This is a genomic window from Salinisphaera sp. RV14 (genome assembly GCF_052044135.1).
Taxonomy (GTDB): domain Bacteria; phylum Pseudomonadota; class Gammaproteobacteria; order Nevskiales; family Salinisphaeraceae; genus Salinisphaera.
In genome coordinates, this window is record NZ_JBQDYF010000002.1 from 275552 (window position 1) to 300546 (window position 24995).

General features: G+C 63.5%; 21 protein-coding genes and 1 pseudogene. 7 read left to right on the forward strand and 15 right to left on the reverse strand.

Going from position 1 to position 24995, the window contains the following annotated elements:
- Window positions 1-397: 397 nt before the first annotated feature.
- The gene (locus tag ACS8Y6_RS04180; protein ID WP_440851116.1) at window positions 398-1582 is read left to right on the forward strand and encodes an MFS transporter; all 1185 of its coding nucleotides are present in this window, start codon (window positions 398-400) and stop codon (window positions 1580-1582) included.
- Window positions 1583-1720: 138 nt separating this feature from the next.
- Window positions 1721-2596, forward strand: coding sequence for a pyridoxal kinase PdxY (gene pdxY, locus ACS8Y6_RS04185; RefSeq protein ID WP_440855020.1), 876 nt, complete (start codon window positions 1721-1723; stop codon window positions 2594-2596).
- 2 nt (window positions 2597-2598) lie between these two features.
- Here the strand turns inward: pdxY and murI are convergent, their stop codons facing one another.
- Window positions 2599-3399 carry a glutamate racemase gene (gene murI / locus ACS8Y6_RS04190; protein WP_440851127.1) on the reverse strand — a complete coding sequence of 267 codons (801 nt, stop codon included), beginning with the start codon at window positions 3397-3399 and terminating at the stop codon, window positions 2599-2601.
- 187 nt (window positions 3400-3586) lie between these two features.
- On the opposite strand from murI, the gene ACS8Y6_RS04195 reads away from it, so the two are divergent.
- Window positions 3587-4780, forward strand: a complete 1194-nt coding sequence (locus ACS8Y6_RS04195; RefSeq protein WP_440851114.1) for a diguanylate cyclase — start codon at window positions 3587-3589, stop codon at window positions 4778-4780.
- Here the strand turns inward: ACS8Y6_RS04195 and ACS8Y6_RS04200 are convergent.
- From ACS8Y6_RS04200 to ACS8Y6_RS04220, 5 genes are all read right to left on the reverse strand, one after another.
- On the reverse strand, window positions 4777-7776 hold the full coding sequence (locus tag ACS8Y6_RS04200; RefSeq protein WP_440855021.1) for an FAD-binding and (Fe-S)-binding domain-containing protein: 3000 nt from the start codon (window positions 7774-7776) through the stop codon (window positions 4777-4779). The genes ACS8Y6_RS04195 and ACS8Y6_RS04200 overlap by 4 nt on opposite strands.
- Before the next feature lie 110 nt (window positions 7777-7886).
- On the reverse strand, window positions 7887-8810 hold the full coding sequence (locus ACS8Y6_RS04205; RefSeq protein WP_440855022.1) for a hydroxymethylglutaryl-CoA lyase: 924 nt from the start codon (window positions 8808-8810) through the stop codon (window positions 7887-7889).
- Window positions 8807-10036: a CaiB/BaiF CoA transferase family protein gene (locus ACS8Y6_RS04210; RefSeq protein WP_440855023.1), complete on the reverse strand. Its 1230-nt coding sequence runs from the start codon at window positions 10034-10036 to the stop codon at window positions 8807-8809. The genes ACS8Y6_RS04205 and ACS8Y6_RS04210 overlap by 4 nt, the downstream gene beginning before the upstream one ends.
- A 335-nt stretch (window positions 10037-10371) precedes the next feature.
- Window positions 10372-11847 (reverse strand): AAA family ATPase, encoded by a 1476-nt coding sequence (locus ACS8Y6_RS04215; RefSeq protein ID WP_440851110.1) that lies wholly within the window; start codon window positions 11845-11847, stop codon window positions 10372-10374.
- Between the two features lie 232 nt (window positions 11848-12079).
- Window positions 12080-12985, reverse strand: a complete 906-nt coding sequence (locus tag ACS8Y6_RS04220) for a LysR family transcriptional regulator (protein WP_440855024.1) — start codon at window positions 12983-12985, stop codon at window positions 12080-12082.
- A gap of 119 nt (window positions 12986-13104) precedes the next feature.
- Between ACS8Y6_RS04220 and ACS8Y6_RS04225 the strand changes: the two genes are divergently transcribed.
- On the forward strand, window positions 13105-14271 hold the full coding sequence (locus ACS8Y6_RS04225) for an alpha/beta fold hydrolase (protein WP_440851108.1): 1167 nt from the start codon (window positions 13105-13107) through the stop codon (window positions 14269-14271).
- Window positions 14272-14377: 106 nt separating this feature from the next.
- On the opposite strand, the pseudogene ACS8Y6_RS04230 reads toward ACS8Y6_RS04225, so the two are convergent.
- From ACS8Y6_RS04230 to ACS8Y6_RS04255, 6 genes and pseudogenes are all read right to left on the reverse strand, one after another.
- Window positions 14378-15106: pseudogene (locus tag ACS8Y6_RS04230) on the reverse strand (aspartate/glutamate racemase family protein).
- Between the two features lie 164 nt (window positions 15107-15270).
- On the reverse strand, window positions 15271-15555 hold the full coding sequence (locus ACS8Y6_RS04235) for a type II toxin-antitoxin system RelE/ParE family toxin (protein WP_440851107.1): 285 nt from the start codon (window positions 15553-15555) through the stop codon (window positions 15271-15273).
- Window positions 15556-15760: 205 nt separating this feature from the next.
- Entirely contained in the window at window positions 15761-16045 is a 285-nt protein-coding gene (locus ACS8Y6_RS04240) for a type II toxin-antitoxin system RelE/ParE family toxin (protein WP_440851107.1), read from the reverse strand.
- Window positions 16042-16317, reverse strand: a complete 276-nt coding sequence (locus ACS8Y6_RS04245) for a CopG family ribbon-helix-helix protein (RefSeq protein WP_440855025.1) — start codon at window positions 16315-16317, stop codon at window positions 16042-16044. Before ACS8Y6_RS04245 ends, ACS8Y6_RS04240 begins: the two co-directional genes overlap by 4 nt.
- A 320-nt stretch (window positions 16318-16637) precedes the next feature.
- Window positions 16638-17129, reverse strand: a complete 492-nt coding sequence (locus ACS8Y6_RS04250; protein WP_440851105.1) for a pyridoxamine 5'-phosphate oxidase family protein — start codon at window positions 17127-17129, stop codon at window positions 16638-16640.
- A gap of 54 nt (window positions 17130-17183) precedes the next feature.
- Complete coding sequence (locus tag ACS8Y6_RS04255; protein WP_440855026.1) at window positions 17184-18419, reverse strand: YbfB/YjiJ family MFS transporter; 1236 nt, start codon at window positions 18417-18419, stop codon at window positions 17184-17186.
- Window positions 18420-18535: 116 nt separating this feature from the next.
- Here ACS8Y6_RS04255 and ACS8Y6_RS04260 point away from each other — a divergent pair, with 116 nt between their 5' ends.
- On the forward strand, window positions 18536-19402 hold the full coding sequence (locus ACS8Y6_RS04260) for a LysR substrate-binding domain-containing protein (protein WP_440851103.1): 867 nt from the start codon (window positions 18536-18538) through the stop codon (window positions 19400-19402).
- Window positions 19403-19514: 112 nt separating this feature from the next.
- On the opposite strand, the gene ACS8Y6_RS04265 is transcribed toward ACS8Y6_RS04260, so the two are convergent.
- On the reverse strand, window positions 19515-20402 hold the full coding sequence (locus tag ACS8Y6_RS04265) for a LysR family transcriptional regulator (protein ID WP_440851102.1): 888 nt from the start codon (window positions 20400-20402) through the stop codon (window positions 19515-19517).
- Between the two features lie 211 nt (window positions 20403-20613).
- Between ACS8Y6_RS04265 and ACS8Y6_RS04270 the strand changes: the two genes are divergently transcribed.
- On the forward strand, window positions 20614-21939 hold the full coding sequence (locus tag ACS8Y6_RS04270) for an MFS transporter (RefSeq protein ID WP_440851101.1): 1326 nt from the start codon (window positions 20614-20616) through the stop codon (window positions 21937-21939).
- 468 nt (window positions 21940-22407) lie between these two features.
- Here ACS8Y6_RS04270 and ACS8Y6_RS04275 read toward each other — a convergent pair whose 3' ends face one another.
- Together ACS8Y6_RS04275 and ACS8Y6_RS04280 are read right to left on the reverse strand one after the other, a co-directional pair.
- Window positions 22408-22887 carry a hypothetical protein gene (locus ACS8Y6_RS04275; RefSeq protein WP_440851100.1) on the reverse strand — a complete coding sequence of 160 codons (480 nt, stop codon included), beginning with the start codon at window positions 22885-22887 and terminating at the stop codon, window positions 22408-22410.
- A 166-nt stretch (window positions 22888-23053) separates the two neighbouring features.
- Window positions 23054-23434: a hypothetical protein gene (locus tag ACS8Y6_RS04280; protein WP_440855027.1), complete on the reverse strand. Its 381-nt coding sequence runs from the start codon at window positions 23432-23434 to the stop codon at window positions 23054-23056.
- A gap of 345 nt (window positions 23435-23779) precedes the next feature.
- Between ACS8Y6_RS04280 and ACS8Y6_RS04285 the strand changes: the two genes are divergently transcribed.
- A complete protein-coding gene (locus ACS8Y6_RS04285) occupies window positions 23780-24886 on the forward strand; it encodes a C45 family autoproteolytic acyltransferase/hydolase (RefSeq protein ID WP_440851098.1) in 1107 nt (368 codons plus the stop codon).
- Window positions 24887-24995: the final 109 nt, after the last annotated feature.

Sequence of the window (24995 nt, forward strand, 5' to 3'; positions counted from 1 at the left end):
GCGCGCCCGGGCGGCTGCCGCAGTGCCGCCCTGTCGTGTCGCGAGGCAGGGTGTTCCTGGGCTGCGTCGGGCGCCGGCAAGCGCGTTCCGCGGGTGCGCCCGACGACGCCGGATCGCGCGTCCGCGCCACCGAGGGCGGGCGCTCGCCGAACAAGACTGGCGCCGCACGACGCGGCCGCAGAACGGCGCGCGGCGGGGTTCGCGAAAACGTACCGGCGCCGTCGCGGCTTGGCGGGCGGCCGATTCCGGTTGTTTTATCGTGGGACCGATTCCGGCGTGAATGCCTGGCAAAACCTGCCTAAATTATTATTTAAGACTTTAGTATTAGACTCGGGGCGTGTATTCTACGTGCCGATTCCCTTGGCCCGTGTCGGGCTTTTTTCCTTCGATTTCGCTTATGCCGAACAGAGTGCTTCAAGTGCTGGTGTTCGTGGCGCTGGCGACCGGTGGTTTTGCGATCGGCACGACCGAGTTCGGAACCATGAGCCTGCTGCCGCTGATCCAGCGCGCATTCACTGTGGACGAATCGACCGCCAGCCATATCATCAGTGCCTATGCGCTGGGCGTGGTGGTCGGGGCGCCGATCATCACCGTGCTGTCCGCCCGGATTTCGCGCAAGCCGCTGCTCATCGGGCTGATGGCCGTGTTCGCCGTGGGCAATGGGCTGAGCGCGCTGGCGCCGAGTTATCACTGGCTGATTCTGTTTCGTTTTGTCAGCGGTCTGCCGCATGGCGCTTACTTCGGGCTGGCCTCGTTGATGGCGGCGTCCGTGGTCCGGCCGCATCGCCGGACCCAGGCGGTGGGCTACGTCATGCTCGGGCTGACGCTGGCAACGATTCTCGGCGTGCCGGCGGCGACCTGGCTGGCGTCGCTGGCGGGTTGGCGTGCCGGTTACTGGACGGTAACCGCGATCGCCATCGCGGCCGGGGTGCTGATCGCCCTCTTCGCGCCGTATCAGGGCGCACACAGCGATGCGCACCCGCTGCGCGAGCTGACCGCGCTGGCCCGGCCCAATGTCTGGTTGACGCTGTCGATCGGCGGCATCGGTTTCGGCGGCGTGTTCGCGGTGTATACCTATCTGACGACCACGCTCACGCACGTCACCCACATGTCGAGCGCGCTCGCCCCGGTGGTGCTCGCCGTGTTCGGGGTGGGCATGACCATGGGCAACATGATCGTGCCGCGCTTTGCCGATCGGGCGCAAATGCCCACGGCCGGCGCGATGCTGGTCTGGAGCCTGCTTGCGCTGCTGGCCTTCCCGCTGGCCAGCCATCACGGCATCGCGGTCACCATCGACGTGTTCTGCATCGGCTTTGGCGTGTCGCTGGCAGCCATTCTGCAAACCCGGCTGATGGATGTGGCCGGTGATGCGCAGAATCTGGCGGCGGCGCTGAACCATGTGGCTTTCAACTTCGCCAACGCGCTCGGCCCGTTCCTGGCCGGGCTGGTCATCGCCTTTGGTTTCAGTGCCGAGATCGCCGGCTATGTCGGCGCCGGTCTGGCTGTCGCCGGCCTGGTCATGTGGGGGCTGACGTGGCATTACGACCGCCGCGTCGGCCATGTGCCGAACGCGGCGTCGTAGGTCGCGCCCGCCGTCGTTTCACCTGGCGATCGGTCCCGCAAGGCGGGCGGCAGACGTCGGCGACCTCCTGCGATACGCTGCGCCCGTCCGGTCGCCGCGGAATCGGCGCGTCGCAGCGAACAGGGAGAGCCGCAGGACATGAGCGAGATCATTTCCATCCAGAGCCATGTCGCCTATGGCTATGTCGGCAACCGGGCCGCGGTATTTCCGTTGCAGCGGCTCGGCTGGGACGTCACGGCCGTGAACACGGTTCAGTTCTCGAATCACACCGGCTACGGCCGTTTCACCGGCGAGGTGTTCTCGGCCGCGCATATCCGCGAGGTGGTCGATGGCATCCAGGCGCTGACGGGCTTTGCCGGTGTGCGCGCACTGCTGACCGGCTACATGGGCGATCAGGCCACCGGGGCAGCCGTGCTCGATGCGCTGGCGCGGCTGCGGGCCGTGCATCCGCGGGCGCTGTACTGCTGCGATCCGGTGATGGGCGATACCGGCCGCGGTTTTTTCGTGCGCGACGGGCTGCCGCAATGGATGCGCGACCACGCGCTGCCGGCGGCCGACATCGTTACACCCAACCAGTTTGAACTGGCCTGGCTGGCCGACCGCGACATCACCACCCGCAACGACGCGATGACCGCGGCGGCGGCTCTGCGCAGGCGCGGGCCGAGGGTGGTGCTGGTCACGTCGCTGGTGGTCGACGACAGTCAGGCCGACCGCATTGCCATGCTGGTGGACACGGCCGACGGCAGTTGGCGGGTTTCCACGCCGCTGATCCACTTCGATCCCCCGCCCAACGGCGCCGGCGACTTCACCGCCGCCGTTTTTCTGGCGGGCTGTCTCGAACTGGGGCTGGGCGGCGACGGCCCGGCCCGCGCCCTGGCTCGCACGGCAGCCGCCGTTCGTATCCTGTTCGAGGCCACCCAGGCGGCCGGCGGTCGCGAACTGGCGCTGATCCCGGCCCAGAACGAGATCGCGGCGGCCTCCGGCGATACGGTGGCGATCGAGCGGCTGCGCTGAGGTTACAAGGCGCTTGCCGGCGCGAGTCCGAAGCGCGCCAGGCCGGGGGTCAACGCAGTGCAGGCGGCGGCGTCGCCCGTCGTTACCGTCACGCCGACGGGGACATGCGCCGGCCATTCTTGATGCGTGAGCAGCGCAGCACAGCGCCGGGCAATGCCTTCGGCGCCGTCGACGAATTGCATCGCGGCGGGCGCCGCGCGCTGCAGCGCATCCCCGGCCAGGGGGAAATGCGTACAGGCCAGCACGACGGTGTCGATGGCGTCGCCGCCCGGTTGAGCGAGCAGCCCGGCCAGCGCGTGGCGCGGCGCCTCAGGGTCGGCGGCCGTCTCTTCGCGCAGCATCGATTCCACGTAGTCGACCAGGGCCGGGGCGCCGTGGCGTAACACGCGGCAGTCGCCGGCAAAGCGTTGCGCCAGATCGTCGACGTAGGCCTGGCGTACGGTGGCGCGCGTGCCGAGCACGCCGATCACGCGGCTGGATGAGCGTTCGGCGGCCGGCTTGATGGCCGGCACCGTGCCCACCACCGGGGTCGCGAGCACGTCGCGGACCGCGGCCAGCGCGATGGTGGAAGCCGTATTACAGGCGATCACCACGAGACAGGGGCGATAGCGCTCCACCAGCCGGCCGAGCAGGGCCGGAACGCGGGCGGTGAGTTCGGCATCGTCGCGCTGGCCGTAGGGATAGCCGGCGCCGTCCATGGCATACACCAGCGGCGCCCGCGGCAGCCGGGCCCGAACCGCGGCGAGCACCGACAGGCCGCCCACGCCGGAGTCGAAGATCAGGATCGGGGCATGGGCGGAAATGCGACCGGACACGATGGGGACGACGGCATGCAGAAAAACCAGGGGTGGTATTGTCGCGGCGGAGGGCCGGTTTCGCCACCGCCCGGGCGCTTGCGATACCGCACACATCGGCCCGGCCAGCGAAGCCGGGCCCGCGGCTCGGCGCGAACCGATCCGTTTACTGGCTTGCCACAACCCGAAAACAATAATGTCGAACGATGATCGCCACGCGGCGGAGACCGCATCGGAGCGCCGCGCGCGGCATCAGCGCGTTCGGCTGCAGAGGCTCGGGTTGTCCTGTGTGTCTTATGCGCTGCAGATCGCGCTGGCTGCGGTGCTCAGTCTGCTCGGCGCGGTTTCGCCGCAGTTCGTGGCCGGCTATGCCATCGCTCAGTGCGTGATCGTGGCGATGTTCTACGTGGCGTTTCGCAGCGGCCTGAACCTGCGCTCGCGCGAACCGAACCTGACGCTGCCGCAGGTACTGGTGCCTGCATTGCCCGGCTTCATCCTGCTCTATCAGCTCAATTCGGCCGAGGCTCAGGCGGCGCTGGTGCTGACGACGGTCGTGCCCCTGCTGTACGGCACCCTCGATCTGAGCATGGACCGATTCATCGTCGCGGCCTTGGTCTACTCGACGGGTTATCTCGTGGTGGTGTTCTGCCATGGCCTGTTGCACACGGAAGCCGGCTTGTTCTTCCACAACTGGATGCTGCTGGTGTCGTTGATCATCGTCATGCCGCAGATCGTGCTGCTGAGTGCGCTCATCAACCGGATGCGCCGGACCCTGCGCGAACGCAACCACGAGATCCGCGAAGCCATGGCCCGGATTTCGGCCATGGCCGTGCGCGATCACCTGACCGGGCTGTACAACCGGCGCTGGCTGATGGAAATGCTCGAACGCGAGCGCATCCGTTGCCAACGCTCGCCCTATGTATTCTGCGTCGGCGTGATCGACATCGACCACTTCAAGCGCATCAACGACACACACGGCCACGCCGTGGGCGACGAGGTGCTCAAACGCCTCGGTCGGAACATGGTCGAAGGAGTGCGCGAGATCGACAGCTTCGGCCGGTTCGGAGGCGAGGAGTTTCTCTGGATCGTGCCGGCGACCGCTCTCGAGCGTGCGCTGGAGGCGGCCGAGCGCTTGCGCCAGCGTGCTGCCGAACTGGTGTTCACCGGCGAGGGCGGCGCGCCGTTCTCGGTCACGCTCTCGATCGGGCTGGCGCAGAACGACAGCGACCGGCGGCTGGCGAACGACACCCTGCTGCGCTTGGCCGACGAGGCGCTATACGACGCCAAGGCAGGCGGCCGTAATCGTATCGTGGCGGCGCCGCGCGACGCGCCGGTGCACCCGGTCACGCGTCCGCGGATACGCGAGCGCCGGGGCGAGGGTCAAAATTAATCGATCTCGGCCAGCAGGGCCTGGGCCGGGTGCAGGGCGGTTTCTCCCTTGAGACGCGCGATCTGGCTGCGACAGCTGTAGCCGGGCACCAGGGGTTGCGACGTGCCGCAGGACAGCGCGCTTGTCCAGGACAGCTCGAAGACGGCTTGTGATGTCTGACGGTGGCGCGCTTCGTGGCCGTAGGCGCCGCTCATGCCGCAGCAGCCGACGTTGCCGGTTTCCAGCGACAGCCCGAAGTACGCGAAGGCATCGCGCCAGGCACGCGCGCTCGCCGAGGACGCTGTCTGGGCGGTGCAATGGTTAAGCAGACGATAGCCCGGCGACGACCCGGCCGTTCGCGTTGGCGCGCGTGTGGCGAGCGCCGAGGCCAGCCATTGTTCGAACAGTTGTACCGGCAGTGCGCGGCCGATGGCCTGCTGATAATCGGTCGCGAGCGCCAGTGTCACGCTCGGCTCGATGCCGACCAGAGGCCGCCCGTGGGCCGCGAGCACGTCTATGCGGCGGGCGTGTCGGCGCGCCACGCGCTCGAACTCCGGCAGGAAGCCCTTCACATGCAGCGGTTTGCCGCTGGCCGAGAAGGGTGCGACCTGGGGCCGGTAACCGAGCGCCGCGATCAACTCGATCACCGCGATCGCGACCGGGGCATCGAAGAAACTGGTAAAGGCATCCTGGACCACGAACACGCTGCGCGCGCGCTCGGCGTCGCTCATCAGTGCCCAACCGTCGGCGCTGTAACGAAAGCCGGGATGTCGCCTCAGCCAGCCAGGAAGACCCGGCCGGCTCAGCGGCGGCGGATCGACCAGGCCCAGCCTGTCGGCAAGAAGTCGCCGCAGCGCGGGTACGCGCAGCGCCGCATTAGCGAGCCCGGGCAGGCGGCTGGCGAGCGCGGCGCCGGTCTCCAGCCCGGCCAGGGCATAGTCGGCCGGCGGACGCGCATAGCGGCCGTGGTACAGCGCCAGAAACTCGCTCTTGAACGTCGGTACGTCGACCCGGATCGGGCACTGGGTGGCACAGGCGCGGCACGACAGACAACCGTCCATCGCCTGCCAGACCTGGTGCGAGAAATCGGCCTCGGGATCGGCCGGCCCGGCCGTCAGGTCACGCAAGGCGCGCCAGGCCAGCGGCGATTCGGCCGGGGCGAGATCGCCGGTACCGGTGCCGGCCTCGGCGAGCTGGCGCAGCCATTCGCGCATGGCGCCGGCCCGGCCCTTGGGCGAATGCAGCCGGTCGCGGGTGGCGCGGTACGACGGACACATGACGTGGGTCGGGTCGTAATCGAAACAGGCGCCGTTGCCGTTGCATTGCATCGCACCCGGGAATGCGCCGCGCTCGTCGGCCGGGATCTGGCGATCGAAGGTGCCGCGGGTAGGCTCGTCCATCGACGCCAGCGGGACGCGCTCCGGTTCCAGGGCCACGATCTTGCCGGGGTTGAGCTGGTTGCGCGGATCGAAGGCGCGCTTGATATCGGCGAGTGCGGCGTAGAGCTGTTCGCCGAAGAAGGGCTTGTTGTATTCCGAGCGAAAACCCTTGCCGTGCTCGTTCCACAGCAGACCGCCATAGGATTCGGCCAGCTTCGCCACGCGATCGGTGATTTCGCGTATGATGCGCTCGTCGTCCGGATCGGTGAGATCAAGCGCCGGGCGCACATGCAGGCAGCCCACGTCGATATGCCCGAACATGCCGTAGGACACGCCGTACTCGTCGAGAATGGCCCGGAAATCGATGACGTAGTCGGCCAGCACGCGCGGGTCGACTACCGTGTCCTCGACGAACGGCAATGGCTTGCGCGCGCCGGGCGCCGACCCGAGCAGGCCGACGCCGCCCTTGCGCAGATCCCAGAGTGCCGCCCGGGCCGCCGCGCTTTCGGCGCGATAATGGCCGGTCGCGCCGCTGTCGCCGGCTTCGAGTGCCACGTCCAGCCGCGCCGCCCCTTCCGGCACGCCATCGCGGCCGGCGAACTCGACCAGGTTCACCGCGCCCGGCGTTGAGCCGTCGTCGTTCTCGATAGCGTCGCGCACCCGTTCGTAGATCGGGTTGTCGCGCGCCAGGTTCATAACCGTTTCGTCAACCGATTCGATCGCGCTCGGGTCGTATGCCACCAGCGATTCGGCATCGCGCAGGGCAGCATCGAAGCTGGCATAGCGCAGCGCATAGAGCACGGTCGTATTCGGGATCGGTGTGAGCTTGAGCGTCAATTCACTGACCAGCGCCAGCGTGCCCTCCGAGCCGCCGATCAGCTTGTTGAGATGACAACGGCCGGCCGCGTCTACCGCCTGTGCCAGGTTGTAGCCCGACAGATAACGCGACAGATCGGGAAATACACGGGCGATCTCGCCGCGGTTGGCATCGATGATCGATGTCACGCGTTGGTTGATGGCCGCGATGCGCTCGTCGGGATCGTCAGCGCCGCGCCGCGAGTCAATTACGTGGGCCGCGCCATCGGTGAGCACCACGCGGGTGGCCAGTACGTGATCGCTGGTCTTGCCGTAGATGCGCGAGCCCTTGCCGCAGCCGTCGGTGTTGGCCATGCCGCCGAGCGTGGCGCGCGACGATGGCGCCACGTTGGGCGCGAAGAACAGCTCGTATTCGGCAAGCGCGGCATTGAGCTGGTCCAGCACCACGCCCGGCTGCACGACCGCTTCGCCGGCTTCGGGGTCGATCGACAGAATGCGATTCATGTGCCGCGAGCAGTCGAGCACGAAGCCCGCCGTCAACGAACAGCCGATGGTGCTGGTGCCGCCACCGCGCGGCGCGAGATGAACGCCGTGAAAATCCGGCTCGGCGAGCAGGGCGGCCACGCGCTCGATATCGCCTTCATTGCGCGGAAAGAACACCCCGGCGGGCAGCTGCTGGAACGCGCTGTTGTCGGTGGCCAGCGTGAGGCGCGTCGCATAGCGCGTATCGATATCGCCGGCAAAGCCGCTGGCCGCCAGCCCGTCGACGAATGCGCGGTGCCGCGGGTCGAGCGTGTTGTCGGGCGAGAGCGTGGGGAGCATCGGGTCACGGGCGGGCGATATCCTGTGCGGCAGGATAAACCCGATCGCCCATGCCCATCACTCGGCCAGCGCTCGCCGGCTAGCGCTGCCCGATCAGTCTATACGGGCAATCAGGCGATCGCTTCCGGCAACGGATAACGCCGGTCGGCCTTGCCGGCCTTGACCACCTGGCCGGGCACGTCATGCCCGATCAGGTCGGGCAGGGTTTCGCTGACCGCGATCAGGCTGTCCAGATCCACGCCGGTGTCGATGCCCATGCAGGCGAACATATGCACCAGATCCTCGGTGCAGATGTTGCCGGAAGCACCCGGCGCATAGGGGCAGCCGCCGAGGCCGCCGAGGGCGGCATCGAAGCGCGTTACGCCCACTTGCCAGGCGGCCAGGGCGTTGGCCAGGCCCATGCCGCGCGTATTGTGCGGATGCAGGGTCAGATCGAGTGCCGGATGCCGCGCGCGCACGGCCTCGCACAGGGCGGCGACCTGCAGCGGATTGGCCACGCCGGTGGTATCGCACAGTGTGACCCCGGCGATGCCCAGATCCGCGATCCGCGCGACGATCTCCATCACGCGGTCGGCCGGCACGCGGCCTTCGAACGGGCAGCCGAAGGCGGTGGAGATGGAGGCATTCAGACGCACGTCGGCCCCCTCGGCGGCCGCGACCATGTCGGCAAAGCGTGCCAGCGATTCGTCGGCGGTCATGCGCAGATTGGCGCGGCCATGGCTGTCCGAGGCCGACATCACGAAATTGAGCTCGTCGGTGCCGACCGAAAGTGCGCGTTCGACGCCTTTGACGTTCGGGATGAGCGCCACATAGTCGACCTGGGCCGCGCGATGGATGCCGCGCATCACCTCCGCAGCATCCGCCAGATTGGGGATCGCCTTTGGCGAGGTGAAAGAAGTCGCCTCGATCTTGGCCAGCCCGGTGGCCGACAGCCGGTCGATGAAGGCGATCTTGTCCGCGGTCTCGATCCAGCGCGGCTCAATCTGGAAGCCGTCGCGGGCGGCGACATCGTTGATGAATACGCGATGGCTCATTGCGCATGCTCCGAGTCGTAAAGAACGCCGCGCTCGTACAGCGCATCCTGGGTTTCGCGGTCGATGCCCAGTTCGTCCATCACCGCGCGGGTATGCGCGCCCAGCACCGGCCCGCCGCCGTCGATGCGCCCCGGCGTGCGCGACAGTCGCGGCATCACGGCCGGCACTTTCAGCTCGCGGCCTTCGGCGGTGGTGATGGTCTCGATCATGCGGCGGGCCGCATAGTGCTCGTCGGCCACGATATCGGCCGCCGTGTAAGGGCGACCGGCCGGTACGCGGGCGGCTTCCAGCGTCTCCAGCACGTCCTCGCGCGAGTGAGATCGGCTCCAGTCAGCGATGGCACCGTCGATACGCTCGGCCTGCTTGGCGCGGCCGTCGTTGTGGGCCAGATCCGGGTCCTCGGCCAGGTCCTCGCGGCCGATCGCGGTCATCAGGCGTTTGAAGATCGAGTCGCCGTTGCCGGCGATCAGCACCTCGGAACCATCGACGCACGGATAGGCGTTGGACGGCGTGATGCCGGGCAGGGCGCTGCCGCTGGGTTCGCGCACGATCCCGGCGGCGTCGTATTCCGGAATCAGCGATTCCATCATCGCGAACACCGATTCATAGAGTGCGACGTCGATGTACTGACCCTGGCCGGAGCGCGCGCGCTCGTGCAGTGCCAGAAGGGCGCCGATCACGCCGTACAGCGCCGCCAGCGAATCGCCGATCGATACCCCCACGCGCACCGACGACTCGCCCGGGTGGCCGGATAGATAACGCAGGCCCCCCATGGCCTCGCCGATCACGCCGAAGCCGGGCAGGTCCCGATACGGTCCGGTCTGGCCGTAGCCGGAAATCCGCACCATGATCAGCCCGGGGTTGATCGCGGCCAGATCCGCCCAGCCCAGACCCCATTTCTCCAGCCGCCCGGGCGAGAAATTCTCGATCACCACATCCGCCTCGGCGACCAGTTTCTTCACGATCGCCTGGCCTTCCGCGGATTTCAGATCCAGCGAGACCGAGCGCTTGTTGCGCGTCTGGACATGCCACCACAGCGACGTGCCATCGCGCATCACCCGCCAGCGCCGCAGCGGATCGCCCGTGCCCGGCGGCTCGATCTTGATCACGTCGGCGCCGAATTCGCCGAACAGCTTGGCCGCGAACGGCCCGGCGATGAGCTGGCCGAGCTCGAGCACCTTGATACCGGACAGGGCCTGGGGCGATGCGGCGGCGGGTTCGGTCATGGCGGTCAACGTTTGGAATGCACATCTAAGCTAAGCGGGCAGGCCAGCGGCGACAATTGCCGGGTCGACAAGCGAGGTTTCGCGGTTCGTTAAGGCTCGTTGTCGTTGTTCGAAAATGATTGTCCGCAGATCGACACGGATCAACGCAGATAAGGCAGGGCATAGGCACGCCACGCGGTCAGGTGATGGGGCAACAACGCCAGTTGAACCGTGGTGCTCGGCGTCGCTTCGCCTCTATTGCCGATCGATGGGTCTTCGTGGAGGCTATCGGCCAGAAGCGGACTTCAATGCCGCATCTGATTTGCCGCTTTCGGCGGAGTTACTCGATCCATTCTTCAGGCCCCATTTCCAACCGCACGCTCAGCATGAAGCAGTCGCTCCGCAGCATCACTACCTACGAAAGCCAATAGAGCGAACGGGTCGTCTGGGCTACTTTCTCCACCCACTGTTGCGGCTAATGCTTGACCAACAACCACCTCCCAAGGCTTTTTAGAGCCAGTAACGGATACGATAAGCTGTCGAATATCTTTAATTTTTTCATTTCTTAAGCGATCTTCGGAATCTACGAGCTTGCGCAGCGCACAAGCGTCTTTATGCCCAGCATTTTCCGCAAGCCAAGATTCAGAAAGTTGCTGTAACTGCCTCCAATCGATCCCTAAATTAGCAAGACACTCCGTCGTAACTAGCGCGTTCTCGATTGCGTAGCATCGCAAGCGAAAACGAACCACAGGCCCGACCGGCGCAAGTTGATCGGATATCCCATCCCCATCACGAAGAGAGTAGGCCACAGGCTCGTCGTAGAGTGCGCCCAAGATTGGCCCAGAGAAGCTTTCCAATTCCGACTGCTGAGACACGGAGTGGGCTAATACCGGGAAAACGCGAATACGCCCTTGCGAAGATCGAGCAGCTTGCTGCCAAACCCTTTCGTCATCTTCCCCCTCAAGAATTAACATCGGATCGCGACTGAGGCTTAGCGATAGAGGATGACCGAAGAACGGTGCGACCTTCTTAATATGGTCAGATACAGGAGATAATCGCACTGTGTCTGAATCAAATTCCTTGGTACCAACAGAAGTGTAGGCGCTACTAGCCAGCGAACAGACGAGGGGCGTGCTGTGCGTGGCTAAGCAGATTGCTATTTTTGACTGTTCATCCTGATTTAAAGATTCGAGTTGATCCACGAGATAGAAGCCGAAGCGGGCTTGCAAGTCGGGGTGTTGGTGTACATCTGGCTCATCTAGAAGAAGAACGTTTATCTTATTGGTATCCAAGTTCTGCATAAAATTTAAAACTTCTGATGCCAAGGCTATAGTCTCAGACTCGCCGCTGCTTAGCTTGTCTGCCTCGACCAGGTCACCGTGAGCGCTGCGAAATACGAAATCTGGATCAGCTTGTTCTATAGATACGTTACTGAGCATCCGATTTATTGGTTCAAGGCAGTCGACTTGAAAACTACGGCCACGGGCATCGGTATTCTGCAATTTTCTAAGGTAAGCACTTTCCGTATTGCGCAGATAAACATGCGACATAGATTTGAAGCTCGACGCTTGGTTTGATCGTCGCGTGTTATTCGCCCAGTTCTGATCTGACGTCATGTTCGTGTCAATATTACCCTCGCGCCTGAATACTCCTCCTCTTTCCGGAGTGACATAACGGACGCGGTATGTCTCTTCATTGCCCATCGTCTCGTCAAGAAGCCTTAGAAATCGGCTTTTACCCGCGCCATTTCTCCCGAGAATTATGTTGATGAGGTTAAGCCTCTGGAGCGCGAACGATTCTCCGTCCCTTTTTTGGAATGTAAAATCTTCCATTACAACCTCAAATATTGATCTTCATCTGGACGCTAACATTAGCCTGTAAGCATTGACGGCCAAGCTCGATTCGTACTTTCACACTAAGTTATATTTAGCTGTTTTGGCGTTGCCCTTATCTTACTGGAAAGCCTTCGGTCTTCTCTCAATTAGACGTCGGCTTTGGGTCGAACGCGAACACGGAGCAATCGTGCGCTCACATTACGCGCTTTATCGATTGCTAATTGATTCCCTATCCGCGCCACTCGGCCGACGAGCCAAACCATTCCTCGAGCAACTCGATGAAGCGGCGTACTTTGGCGCCGACCAACCGGGCCGAGGGATAGACCGCATGAATGCCGAGGCTTCGGGTCGTGTAATTTCCCAGGATCTGTTCCAAGTCGCCGGAGGCCAGATGGCGGTGGAACACGAAGCGGGGTCCATAAGCGATTCCGGCCCCACGCAAGGCGGCGGCTAACAGCATTTCCACGCTGTTGGCGGAAAACCGTGAACGACCGGAGGCGTTATGCATTTGGCCGTCCGTGCCGGTAAAGCCCCAGTCGCCGGCCGAAATGGCTTCGCTGAACGCGAGGCGATCATGATGGCTCAAATCTGATGGCGCTGCCGGCCGGCCGTGTTCGGCCAGATAGGATGGGGCGGCGCAGGCGATCATCTCGGTACGTGCAAGGGGGCGTGCGACCAGACTCGAGTCCGGCAGGTCACCGATCCGGATCGCGACATCGAAACCGCCGGCCACGAGATCGATAAAGCGGTCGTCGAGCGTCATCTCGACGTCGACGTGCGGGTAGCGCCGAATGTATTCGGCCACCGGGGCGCCCATGTGCAGTGCCCCGAACGTCGTCGGAGCAGTGACTCGTAACGTGCCACGCGGCTGATCCTGCAATTCGCGTGCGGCGCGGTCGGCGTCATCGAGCGATTGGAGGATATGCCGGCTGCGCTGATAATACTCCTGGCCGACGTCGGTCAGATGAAGACGGCGCGTGGTGCGGTGCATGAGCCGCACGCCTAATGATGCCTCGATCGCGGCGAGATGCTTGCTGGCCATGGCCGGCGTGATCCCAAGGGTTCGTGCCGCCGCTGCCAGGCTGCCCTGTTCGACGGCGGCCGTAAAAACCGAAAGTCCGGTGAATCGGTCCATGATTTATTCGATACCTATGTTATCGAGTGCATGTCGAAAAAAAGGGATTATCGCTTAAATCGAGGCCTCCTATGATTTGTTTCGACGCTCGAAGCGCTTTAACGCATAGGAGACAAGCCATGAAGATCAACGCGAACGGATTGACGCTGCACGCCGACGATAGCGGCCAAGGCCCGCTAGCCCTCGTTTTCCTGCATTACTGGGGCGGCACGGCGCGAACCTGGCAAGCCGTGATGGCAGCGCTACCGGCGAATCTACGCAAGATCGCTTTGGATGCTCGCGGATGGGGCCGATCGGATCGCCCCGACGACGGCTACGATATTGCAACCATGGCCGACGACGTAGAAGCCGCAATCGCCGCGCTCGCCCTGAATCGCTATGTGCTGGTCGGCCATTCGATGGGCGGCAAGGTGGCCCAGCTGCTGGCTTCGCGTCGCCCCTCCGGTTTGGCGGGGCTCGTACTGGTGGCGCCGTCACCCGCGGAAGGTAAATCGTTGCCGCAGCCGGAACGCGACGCGATGGCAGGCGCCTATGCCGCGCCGGAATCGGTCGGCTGGACGATCGATAACGTCCTGAGCGAACGCAAGCTATCGCCCACCATGCGTGACCAGGTGATCGCCGACAGTCTCGGCGGCACGGACGCTGCAAAACAGTTCTGGCCGCATACAGCGATATCCGAGGACGTGAGTGCCGACCTGGCGCGGATTGACGTCCCGGTTCGAGTGATCGGCGGCGAACACGACAAGGTCGATTCGATCGACATGTTGCAACGCGTCGTCCTGCCGTCGCTGCCCGGTGTGGCGATGCAGACCATACCGGGCGTTGGGCATCTTATCCCGCTGGAAGCGCCGCAGGCGCTGGCGGCCCTCATTGCTGAATTTGTCGATACCGAATGTTCGGGCGCATCGGAGGCGGCGGCACGGCCGGAGGCGGTGGCCGCGCTATTCGACGCGGCGCTCAATCGCGGCGATCTCGACGCGGTTATGTCGCTCTTTCACCCGGAGGCAACGATGCGGATGCAGGATGGCCGCACGATCGCCGAAGGTCACGACGCACTGCGCGACGCATTCGCTCGGCTGATGGCCGCACGGCCCCAAATACGTAACGGCGTTCGCCGGGTCATCGCAAGCGGTGACATCGCACTACTGCTACTCGAGTGGACGATCCGTATCGCCCCGCCCGATCAGGATGAGATCGTAGAGAGCGGCGTTGCGACCCAGGTGGCCGAACGCAGCGCCGATGGTATCTGGCAACTGCGGATCTCGAACCCTTTGGGGATCGATTGAGGCGATGACCATAGCCGTCGTCTGCTAATGATGAGTCCCGCTCGTCGGGCACGTCGAGTGATTTTCGAGTCACTCGACGTGCAGCGCTTTGATACCGAGCGCTTGCTCAGAGCGCGGGTGGCCAATTAACGAAGCGCTTTTCGCGCGGCTCGCTGAACATGCGAGCCTTGGATGTCGACAGGTTCTGAGCGACCAAGCCTTCGGCAAGCTTGACCGCGGCCGATACGCCGTCGATGACCGGCACGCCGGTTTGTGCCACGACTCGGCTCGTGAGCCCGGCCATGCCGCCGCAGCCGAGACAGATCGCCTCCGCGCGATCGACCTCCACAGCGTGCAAGGCCTTGGCCACAATAGCTTCGATCGCGACCTCGGGGTCTCGCTCGAGTTCGAGCACGGCCAGGCCGCTGGCATGCACGGACGCCAGCCGATCGCTCAGTCCGGCCAGTTTGAGCCGGTCTTCGATCATCGGTACGGCGCGGTCGAGCGTGGTAACGACCGATTAGCGATGACCGACGAACAAGGCCGTGGCTGCGGCGGTCTCGGTGATGTCGACCACCGTGACAGCGAAAAGCTCCTGGAGCCCCTCGCGGCCGTGTTCGCCGTACCCGGCTTGGATGATGGCATCGAATTCGCCGTCATAGGCCCGAATGGTTTCCATGACGGCCACGGCGGCCACATAGCTTTCGTAGTTGCCTTCGATGGATTCGGCGCCGAAGGCCGGGGTGATGGGGATGATCTCGGTGCCGGGGTTCGCCACGGCGCGCGCCTGCTGCGCGATGGCGTCGGTCATCGAGGTCGTCGTGTTCACATTGGCAACGAGAATGCTGAAGCTCATTGAAGGGATTTATTGCGACGGGCGGGCGATGGCTTCGCCCTCGACGTGTTGATACGTCCGGTCTTTCGGCGCCAGCATCAGGTGCAGGGGAGAAAGGGGTCAGACACGGGCGGCTTCGAGAACCCAGAAAGCGCATGCTTACGCGTGCACAGGCGGTAAACGTGTCAAATGCGTTGTTCCCGGCTATGCCATACACGGATAATGATGACGGTGCCGCCGTCGAGTCGGTAGCGCAAAACATAGGATCCAGCGCCGAGCGGTAAGTATAGTTCCCGACGGTCGCTGCTGTCGTTTATTGGCCGCCCGATTTCAGGCATCTCCAACAACTTGTTTGCACCCTCTGCGATCAACGTCATTGCTCGTTCTGCAGCAAGGGTGTCTTGATGTAAAAGAAATTCAAACAGTCGTTGAATGTCATCCCGTGTTTCGGGCAGCCAGCGCAATCTCACTTCGGGGCATCAGCTTTATCGCGTGCGGCCGCCGCTAGCGCGCTTAGGTGCTCCCGCATATCAGCATCATCGATGTAGGCGCCGGACTCTTGGTACTGTCGCCAACGCTGCATATCTTCTTTCTTTTCGGGAGAAAGGGGTCAGACACGGGCGGCTTCGAGAACCCAGAAAGCGCATGCTTACGCGTGCACAGGCGGTAAACGTGTCAAATGCGTTGTTCCCGGCTATGCCATACACGGATAATGATGACGGTGCCGCCGTCGAGTCGGTAGCGCAAAACATAGGATCCAGCGCCGAGCGGTAAGTATAGTTCCCGACGGTCGCTGCTGTCGTTTATTGGCCGCCCGATTTCAGGCATCTCCAACAACTTGTTTGCACCCTCTGCGATCAACGTCATTGCTCGTTCTGCAGCAAGGGTGTCTTGATGTAAAAGAAATTCAAACAGTCGTTGAATGTCATCCCGTGTTTCGGGCAGCCAGCGCAATCTCACTTCGGGGCATCAGCTTTATCGCGTGCGGCCGCCGCTAGCGCGCTTAGGTGCTCCCGCATATCAGCATCATCGATGTAGGCGCCGGACTCTTGGTACTGTCGCCAACGCTGCATATCTTCTTTCTTTTCGCGTTCGTAGCGTTCTTCGCGATCAAGATATTCTGCGATTGCACGCTTCATCAGCCAATGCGGCGAGCGCTCTTTCAGGCCTCCGAGCGCCTGCAATCTTGCCCGTGTTGCTTCATCCAGCTTGATGCCTGTTGTCGTCTTCATCGCTAGTAACACTCGATTGCACCTTTAGCAACCGTACCATGGGGGGAAGAAGTGGAGGAAAGGGGTCAGACACGGGCAGCACTCTGAGCACCTTGATACCGGACGGGGCCTGGTGCGATGCAGTGGCGGGTTCGGTCATGGCGGTCAACGTTTGGAATGCACATCTAAGCTAAGCGGGCAGGCCAGCGGCGACAATTGCCGGGTCGACAAGCATGGAGCGGCGCGGATAACAGCGCTAAAAACAGCGGCGTGGCATCATCCGGAGCGCCGCGCGAAGGGCGTTGGTTCGGCGCGATGGGAACGAGCCGTGGGGCGGCTTTTCAGTACGCCGCCCGTATCTCTTGCAACGATACTTCGCGCCGCATATCGATCGTGTCCGGCTGGACCTGTTGCTCGGAAAGACAGTTCAACCAAGCCTGTGACGGTCTGGCTCGATAAAAGCGCCGCAGACCGGAATCGAAGAAATTGTCCAATTGGACTTCTTCGCCGGGATAGAGCAGTTCGTGCGCGGCTCGTGCTTCGTCGTAATCCTCAACGACCACGGCCTCGCATTGAAGATAGAGACATCGAAGATTGTTCATGCCGCGCGGCCGGGTGGAATCGTAGTAGGTGATAAACGCACGCGGATTGGCGAGGATATTTTTCGAATGCACGGCTTCGGTCCAGGACGACCAATAGATATCGAGATTCGAATCGGGAATCGCCGTGGCCGGCGTGTTCCATGGCTGATCGTCGCCGCACGTCGCGATGTTGGCGTACAGGCAGATGTTCAGGATTTCGGCACAACGTGCGCCTAGATCTTGTGCTTCCATGACAGTCTCCATTGAGTCGAAGTGTGAGTCGGCGGGACAGGGATTGCGTGCCTATCAACGGGGGGCATTTGGCGGCGAACTCGATCGGCGGCTTGTGCGTTGCGCGAAGCGGGCGGGGTCGCCGAACCATGCCAGAATGAAGGCGATCGCCAGAACGGCCGCGCCGATCGCGAAGGTTGGGCGATAACTGCTCATCACCGTCGCAAGCCCGGACAGGCCGTAGCCGGCGATCGCCTGCGCCAAGGCGAACGCGGCGGTAGCACGTCCCCACAAGCGCTTGTGCTGGACGGGCCCGACCAGTTCGGCCAGCCGACCGGATGTGAGGGCGACGATGCTCGGGATGAGCGCGCCCACGAGGATCGATGACAGCGAGCGCGCCCCGATAGTGATCGCGAAAAACGGCAAGCCTACGGCCAGGGATTTGATGATGAACCCCGTTGTGAGGCTGGCCCGCCAGCCGGCGCGGGGTACGATGTAACGCGTAACGACCGGCCCCAGCATGGCGCCCAGCCCGAACAACGCCCACTGAAGATTGGCGGGGCCCATGCCCAATCCGACTTCGCGGGCGAGATAGTCGACCCAGAACACGGTATGCGGCACGAAGCCGATACCGTCGCAGGCATAGGCGGCGACGACGAGCGCCACGGCCCAGCGAATCGCCGGGTTCGAGGCCGGCGTGTGGGATTCGGTCCGATCGTTCGCCCCGGACTGAGCCGGAAGTCGATAAAGCGCCACGTCGCCCGCGGTGCCGGCGATGAGTGTCAGAGTGCCGAGCGTGACCCACGTGACCCACAGCCCGGCGTGTAGCAACGTCGGAATCACCAGGGCGGACGACAGCGCGCCCAGGCCGATCCCCATGAACATCAAAGAGCCCACGATCGGGCGTCGATCGGGATCGGTCCCGGCCAGGGCGATCGCGGGGCCGACCACCATCAGCCACGCGCCCGCCACACCCGAAAGCAGTCGCCAGAAAAAGAACCAACCAAAAGGCGCTGCGTGCACACAGGCTAGAAAACTCAGCGCCGCCAGCCCGAACGATGCCGCGAGCGTGGCGCGTGCACCGAAACGTTCTGAAACCGAGTGCGCCGTGACGGCGCCGATGAGATAGCCCAGCAGGTTGGCTGCACCCAGATAGACGGCGCCCGAGGTGGTGAACCAGTGAGCGGCCACGACCGCCGGGATGAGCGCCGTGTAGGCGAAGCGGGTCAAGCCGATGCCGACCAGCGTAGACGTCAGGCCCACGGCGATCGCCGGAACAGGCGAGCGCTTCCTGGAGGTCATTGCCGTCATGGACTCGTGCCGTTGCGGTCGTAGGCTGAGCCCGGAAGATAAGCGACGCGTTATTTCATTGAAAACGATTTATATCGATAATGCGTATCGTTTTTCATGATGGCAGGGCGGTGCCCATGCAGATCCATTCGCTACGCTTGTTTGTCGCCGTGGCCGATAACGCCAGCTTCAGTGCTGCAGCTAAGCAGATGCATACGGTCCAATCCAACGTGACCGCCCATATCAAGAAGCTGGAAACCGAGCTGGGCGTGACATTGTTCGAGCGGCACGGTCATATTCATCTCACCCCGGCCGGCCATACCTTGATCACGCATGCCCGCCGGACCCTCACCGCGCACGACAACGCCCGGGCCGTCTTTCAGGACGCCGGGGCGCCGCGCGGTATATTGCGTATCGGCTCGATGGAAAGCACGGCCGCGGTACGGCTGCCGGATCTGCTTGCCGCGTACCACGAACAGTATCCCCGCATCGATCTCCAGGTGATGACGGGCACCACCACCGATATCGTCGCGCAGCTTCTGGACGGGACGATCGACTGCGCTCTCGTCGCGGGTTCGGTGCCCCATTCGAGCCTGTATGCGATCGAGGCTTTTCAGGAGTCACTCGTGCTGGTCGCCGACGACCCGATCAAGGCCATGCCCGGTAGCGACCAGCTTCTGGAAACGCCGTTTCTGGCATTCAAGCAGGGTTGTCATTACCGGCATCGCATTGAGCGCCTGTTGGCTCGTCAGGGCATCGCCGGCGGACGGGTGTTCGAGTTCGGTTCGATCGACGCCATTCTGGGATGTGTCGCGGCGGGGATGGGCTATGCGTTATTGCCGAAAGCGGTCGTCGACGCACAGCAGTCCCGGTTTGCGATCCATTATCTGGATTTGCCCGACGATATCGGCCATGTCGCAACCTGGTTCGCAGCCACGGAAGTCGCCGGCTGGTCGCCGGCGCTGGTGGCGTTCGAGCGGATGGTTCAGGCGCGCGCCAAGTGACCGGGGCGGGACGAGGGCCGGCTGTGCTGAAACAGCATGAGTCGGCGATTCCAGCCCGGCGGGCTTTCCCTGTCGCGTCCGCTATCCATCAAGCTGGAACAATGGGCTGATTTCAGATCGGGCTCAAATGCTCGACCATCTCGCGCGCCAGCACGGGCAGGGCGTCGAGGTCGCGGTAGGCGATGCGCAGTTCGCGGTGTGCCCAGGCGTCGGCAAGCTCGACGGTGCGCAGGCCGAGGGTGGCCACGTGTGTGCTCACCGCCCGGTCGGGCAGCACGCCGATACCCAGGCCACAGGCGATCATGCGGCAGATGCCTTCGAAGCTGCGCACCTGGACCCGCATGCGCAGCGGTTTGCCGGCGGCGCGCGCGGCATCGTGGATCAGTGCGTGCAACGAAGCATCGTGTTGCAGGCCGACGAAATCGTGTTCGATGGCCTGGCGAAGTTCGATCGGCCCGGCGCCCGCGAGGGCGTGTTCCGTGGGGGTGACCAGCACCAGCCGATCGCTGCGATAGGCCCGTGTCTGCAAGCCGTCGGCGCCGACGTGGGCCGCGTACACGCCAATGTCCGTGAGCCCGTCGCGCACAGCCTGAATCACCGCCAGCGAGACGCGTTCCTCGATATCGATGCGCACCTCGGGTCGGGCGCGGGTGAAGGCGGCCAGGTCCTCGGGCAGGAATTCGATGATCGCGGACGTGTTCGCGTGCATACGGACGTGCCCGCGCACGCCGGCACTGTATTCAGACAGATCTGCGGTCAGTCGCTCCATCGATTCCAGCACGCTGCGCGCATGATGCAGCAGGGCGTCGCCGGCCGGGGTCAGCTCGACGCCGCGTGGGCGTCGATAGAGCAGCGGCGTATCGAGCTGGGCTTCGAGATCACTGATTCGCTTGCTGACCGCGGCCAACGCCATGTGCTCGCGTTCCGCTGCTGCGGTCAGGCGCCGCTCCCGCGCGATGGAAACGAACAGCCTCAGGGTGACGAGATCGATACGGGGCATGGGCATTGTCGAAGCGAGGGCAAACGGCCGAGTGGCCACGCCAGTGTAGCGGCTTCGCCATTCGCGAAGTCAGCCTTGCCGATTACTTGATTGTCTGCCGCCGTGACCTCGCGCATGCTCCAGACGGGGCCGGGCCAGGCCCCCGGCCAGTGCCGAATTGAAGTAAAAATATAAATAAAAACAAACTTATAAGTAATCAGAGGAGATGTTGATGAGCGCCATCAAATGGCACGAGGGACTGACCGCCAAGCATGGGCAGGTGCTGCTCGCGAGCTTCATGGGCTGGGTTTTCGATGGCTACGAAACCTATGCGCTGATCGTCGTGCTGGGGCCGGCGCTGGGTGCGTTGCTGACCCCCGAACAAGCCGCCGCCCATTCGTTGTGGGCCGGCATCGCGGTCGGGGTGACCTTGTTCGGCTGGGGCGTCGGTGGGCTGATCGGCGGCGTGCTGGCCGACTATATCGGCCGCAAGCGGATGATGCTGATCTCCATGATTCTCTACGCGTTGTTTAGCGCCATCACCGCTTTCAGCCAGACGATCGGCGAGTTGATTGCGCTGCGTTTTCTGACCGGGTTGGCGCTCGGCAGCGAGTGGAGCACCGGCATTGCGTTGATCGCCGAGACCTGGCCGGAGCGGGCGCGCGCCAAGGGGGCGGGTTTTCTACAGTCCGGCTTTGGCTGGGGCGGGTTGCTCGCGGCGCTGGTCTGGCTCGTGCTGTCTTATCTGCAACCGCTGGGCGATGGTTCGTGGCGGCTGATGTTCGTCATCGGCGCGTTGCCCGCGCTGTTGTCGTTGTATGTCCGGCGTAATCTCGATGAATCCGAGCGCTGGCAGCAAGCCGTGGCGGAAAAACGATGGTCGACCACCGAGGCTGCGGTTGACCGTGCCAGCGCCGCCAGCGACAAGCGCCCCTTCACCTTGACCGAAATCTTCCGTCAGCCGGAAAGTCGCCGCCGGGTATTGCTGACCAGCGCGCTGTCGATGGTGACAATGGTGGGCTGGTACGGCGTGTCGACCTGGCTGCCCTCGCATACTGCGGTGCTGGCCAAGGCCCAGGGCTTGCCGGACCCGAGCAGTTGGGGCGCCTGGATCGGCACCCTGTACATGCTCGGCGCTATCGTGGCCTATCTGCTGTCGGGCTTTCTGATCGATGCCATCGGCCGACGCCCATTCCTCTGGCTGACCTATGCCGGCTCGCTGGTGATGGCGCCGATCACCTATGGGCTGACAACCACCGCGACCACCATGCAGATCGTGGCGCCGATCAACGGCTTCTTTACCCTGGGGCTGGCGTTTTCCTGGATGGCGATCTACCCGGCGGAGCTGTTCACATCCACGGTCCGGACCACCGCGGCCAGCTTCATCTTCAATGCCTCGCGACTGGTCGCCGGGTTCTTCCCGATCATCGCGGGCTCGATTATTGGCGGGCTCGGTGGCGTGGTCACGGCGGCGCTGATTATCAGCAGCGTCTACATCCTGGGTTTGATCCTGCCATGGTGGCTGCCCGAAACGCGCAACCGGGGGCTGCCCGGGTAAGAGGCTATTCCAGTAGGGCGAGGCCGCATTGCGCCGCAAAGCCATGTCGGCCAAGGGGCAGGGGGCCCGTCGTAGTCGCCCTGCGGTCGCGCCCTGCAATGCCGGAGGGCGCGAGCTGGCGTCACTGGACAGCCCTATTTATCCGCAGATCAACATGGATTCATGCAGCTAAGAAAGGAAACCGTCGCTCGATCAGGTGCAAAATTCAGTCAAAAGATTGACAACGCGATTGTCCCCGCACCCGAAGCAGCAGTGACTTGACTTTCCTTCTTATTGACGCTCGTTCGAGGGCATTTGCGAAAAAAAGACGCGAGATCTCCGCAGATCGACGCAGATGTGCGCAGATCAAGAACGGCAGCATTCCGTGCGCGGCCGGTATATCGCAGAAGCGAGCGGCCTGCGCGGCTTTTCGTGCAAGTCCGCTCGACTGCTGGGTTGGCCCAGGCGTGTGACAGTACACCGTAAAACTCAGGTCGGCGCGCCCAGCTTTGACGCCCACATTGCCATGACGGTACGTATTGCCGGTGCTAGCGCTTTCTGCGTTCCGTTATCAAGCACGACAAATACTATTGCGGCCTCGCCAAAAGCACCTTCGCCCAATGAAGTCTGGAATATTCCTGGCGAGCTTTTAATCTGCGCCGACGAGGAGACCTCGCGCACTGAGTTTTTCGGCACAGAGAGTTGGGCGTGTTTCGATGCATCTGCAATATCTTTGATTAAGGAGAAGTCAGGACATTCGGTAATCAGTTCTGCGTTGAGTCTGTCCAGTCGATCCCTCATAACCGTTCGATCCTCCCCCTTGTAACCAGCGAGAGCCAGATAATCGGCCATGTGGTAAAGAACGATAGCGGCTAGACGCCCACGGCGAGTGTTCCCGACGTCCGTGAGAAATTCGGTGACCGTTGGCTGGACGGTAGACGCGAAAAAGTCAGCTGCACGTGACGACATGGCATGTCTCCGGTTGCGGGCGCGACGCCGATACACGCGGATCGAAAAAGACAGCATTCCCGCGCGCGGCTGCTAAACCACCCAGCCGGCGTTTTTTGCCGTCAAATTTGGACGCGCCGAGCCGTGGTCGTCCATCCGCGCCCGTTTGCGTGTATCGGCGGATGAGTCAAGAAAACCAGCCGCAGATTGTGGCTGGTTGGAAAGGGCAGCCTACCCCACGGCGCTCGGGCTGGCCGCCGTCCTGGCGCGCAATCGGAGCGGCCGGATCGTGGCGGGTGTCAGCGGTACGACGGTAACGTCGGACGCTGCGGTGCTGGGCCGGATACCAGCTGACCTTCAGCGCGAACGTATTACGAGCATGGCAGCGCTCCTCGACCGTGAAACCCCGTTCGCGAAAATGCTTGACGATGCGCTCGAGATCCTCGACTTCGATGTGCTTGCGTTCGGGAAACACGGTGGTATGACCGCGATTCTCCGACGATGCCTCGCGAATCGCGTCGTTGATCGAGGCAACGGCCTCGGCGGGGCCGTTGCTGCGGGTCTTCATGTTCTGTCGCGCCTGTTCGGCGTTGATCGTATCCTGAACTTGCATGAAGGGCCTTCTTGTTTCGTGATCGCCGAACGTCGGTCAATTCCTGTCGAGTTTGAGTTTATTAATCCGAAATCAAAGAAGATGACGTAATAAGCTGTTTTCAAAGGATTCTCTGCCGATTGCCGCGGTGAGTATGCGGTCACATATGCGCGCTATTAACCCGAAAAATCATCTATTTTTGTGCCGGGTTAATAGGTATCCGAAGCTCGCGTTACAATTAGCGAAAGTGCTGATTCAATTTGCTCGGTCGACCCGCCAGCGCTTAGATTGAAGGCGTCATCATCATCGTTGATTACTCGCATGGATATTCCCGTACTCGAAGCCGCCGGCAGTGCTTCGGCCATCGGTCGCGCGCATGGCATGACGTATGCCGAGCCGATCCGGCGGTTCGCGGACGAGCGTGTCGAGCGGGCCGGTCAGGCACTCTGGGTGGGCAAGGACCGGCCGCGTGCGGACGTGCTGGCTCTGGCGGAAGAGTGCCTGGCGGCGCACGAGGCCTATTCGCCGCGATTGACCGCGGAACTACGGGCCATGGCGGATGCGGCCGGTTTGTTACCGGAAGAGATGCTGGTCGTCAGCGGCTTCACGGATTTCGTGGATACCGGCTTTGCGGCGTTCAGCGGCAGCCGACCGGTGCCGCACGCGGCCGATAACTGCACGGCGATGATCGTGCCTGGTGCCCGTAGCGCCACCGGGCAACCCCTGTTCGCCCAGACCTGGGACATGCACGAAACCGCGACCGAGCATGTGTTTGTGCTGCGCGGTACGCCCGACGATGCGCCGGCCTTCACCGTGTTCACCAGCCGCGGCTGCCTGGGCATGATCGGCATGAACGAGGCCGGCATCACCATCGGCATCAATAACCTCTCCGGCAACGATGGGCGGGTCGGCGTCACCTGGAATTTCGTGGTCCGCGAAGTGCTGGCCCAGACCGATTTCGAGGCGGCCGCCGCGCGTCTGGCCGACGCCGAGCTGGCCGGCGCCCACAATTATCTGCTGGTGGGGCCGGACGGCCAGGGGATGAACGTCGAGGCCACGGCCACCCGGCGCGAGATCACACCGCTGGCCGACGACGTGATCGTGCATACCAATCATTGTCTGGCCGATGCCACGCGGGAAGCCGAGCGCCCGCGGCTACCCGAGGCACAGGCCCACAGCGAGAAACGGCTGGCCCGCGCCCGGGCATTGCTGGCCGAGCCCGGCCCGATCGATGTCGCGCGTCTGGCAACCGTCACCCGGGACACGCAGGCGATCTGTTACCCGCCCACGCCAGTCACCCGGATGACGACCTGCGGCGCGGTTGTGGCCGATCCGGCGGCCCGCCGGCTCTGGGCACTGCGCGGACGGCCCAGCGAACAGCACTACACGGTGTTCGATGTCGCCGGCGTCACCGCACCCCAGGCGTAAGCGCCTATTGGAGCAGGGGCCAAGTCCACACTCGGCCGGGCGCGCCCACGAAGCCTGCTACCAGCGGGAACCTGCGGTGGCGCGGCCCGGTCGCGGCCGATACGCCCGC

Coding starts and splice junctions, on each gene's coding strand:
- ACS8Y6_RS04280 (WP_440855027.1), bottom strand. CDS start 23,434: ATGAAGACCCGCAGCAACGGCCCCGCCGAGGCCGTTGCCTCGATCAAC.
- ACS8Y6_RS04275 (WP_440851100.1), bottom strand. CDS start 22,887: ATGTCGTCACGTGCAGCTGACTTTTTCGCGTCTACCGTCCAGCCAACG.
- ACS8Y6_RS04265 (WP_440851102.1), bottom strand. CDS start 20,402: ATGCCCCGTATCGATCTCGTCACCCTGAGGCTGTTCGTTTCCATCGCG.
- ACS8Y6_RS04285 (WP_440851098.1), top strand. CDS start 23,780: ATGGATATTCCCGTACTCGAAGCCGCCGGCAGTGCTTCGGCCATCGGT.
- ACS8Y6_RS04250 (WP_440851105.1), bottom strand. CDS start 17,129: ATGGAAGCACAAGATCTAGGCGCACGTTGTGCCGAAATCCTGAACATC.
- ACS8Y6_RS04270 (WP_440851101.1), top strand. CDS start 20,614: ATGAGCGCCATCAAATGGCACGAGGGACTGACCGCCAAGCATGGGCAG.
- ACS8Y6_RS04255 (WP_440855026.1), bottom strand. CDS start 18,419: ATGACGGCAATGACCTCCAGGAAGCGCTCGCCTGTTCCGGCGATCGCC.
- ACS8Y6_RS04210 (WP_440855023.1), bottom strand. CDS start 10,036: ATGACCGAACCCGCCGCCGCATCGCCCCAGGCCCTGTCCGGTATCAAG.
- ACS8Y6_RS04215 (WP_440851110.1), bottom strand. CDS start 11,847: ATGGAAGATTTTACATTCCAAAAAAGGGACGGAGAATCGTTCGCGCTC.
- pdxY (WP_440855020.1), top strand. CDS start 1,721: ATGAGCGAGATCATTTCCATCCAGAGCCATGTCGCCTATGGCTATGTC.
- ACS8Y6_RS04195 (WP_440851114.1), top strand. CDS start 3,587: ATGTCGAACGATGATCGCCACGCGGCGGAGACCGCATCGGAGCGCCGC.
- ACS8Y6_RS04200 (WP_440855021.1), bottom strand. CDS start 7,776: ATGCTCCCCACGCTCTCGCCCGACAACACGCTCGACCCGCGGCACCGC.
- ACS8Y6_RS04260 (WP_440851103.1), top strand. CDS start 18,536: ATGCAGATCCATTCGCTACGCTTGTTTGTCGCCGTGGCCGATAACGCC.
- ACS8Y6_RS04205 (WP_440855022.1), bottom strand. CDS start 8,810: ATGAGCCATCGCGTATTCATCAACGATGTCGCCGCCCGCGACGGCTTC.
- ACS8Y6_RS04220 (WP_440855024.1), bottom strand. CDS start 12,985: ATGGACCGATTCACCGGACTTTCGGTTTTTACGGCCGCCGTCGAACAG.
- ACS8Y6_RS04180 (WP_440851116.1), top strand. CDS start 398: ATGCCGAACAGAGTGCTTCAAGTGCTGGTGTTCGTGGCGCTGGCGACC.
- ACS8Y6_RS04225 (WP_440851108.1), top strand. CDS start 13,105: ATGAAGATCAACGCGAACGGATTGACGCTGCACGCCGACGATAGCGGC.
- ACS8Y6_RS04245 (WP_440855025.1), bottom strand. CDS start 16,317: ATGAAGACGACAACAGGCATCAAGCTGGATGAAGCAACACGGGCAAGA.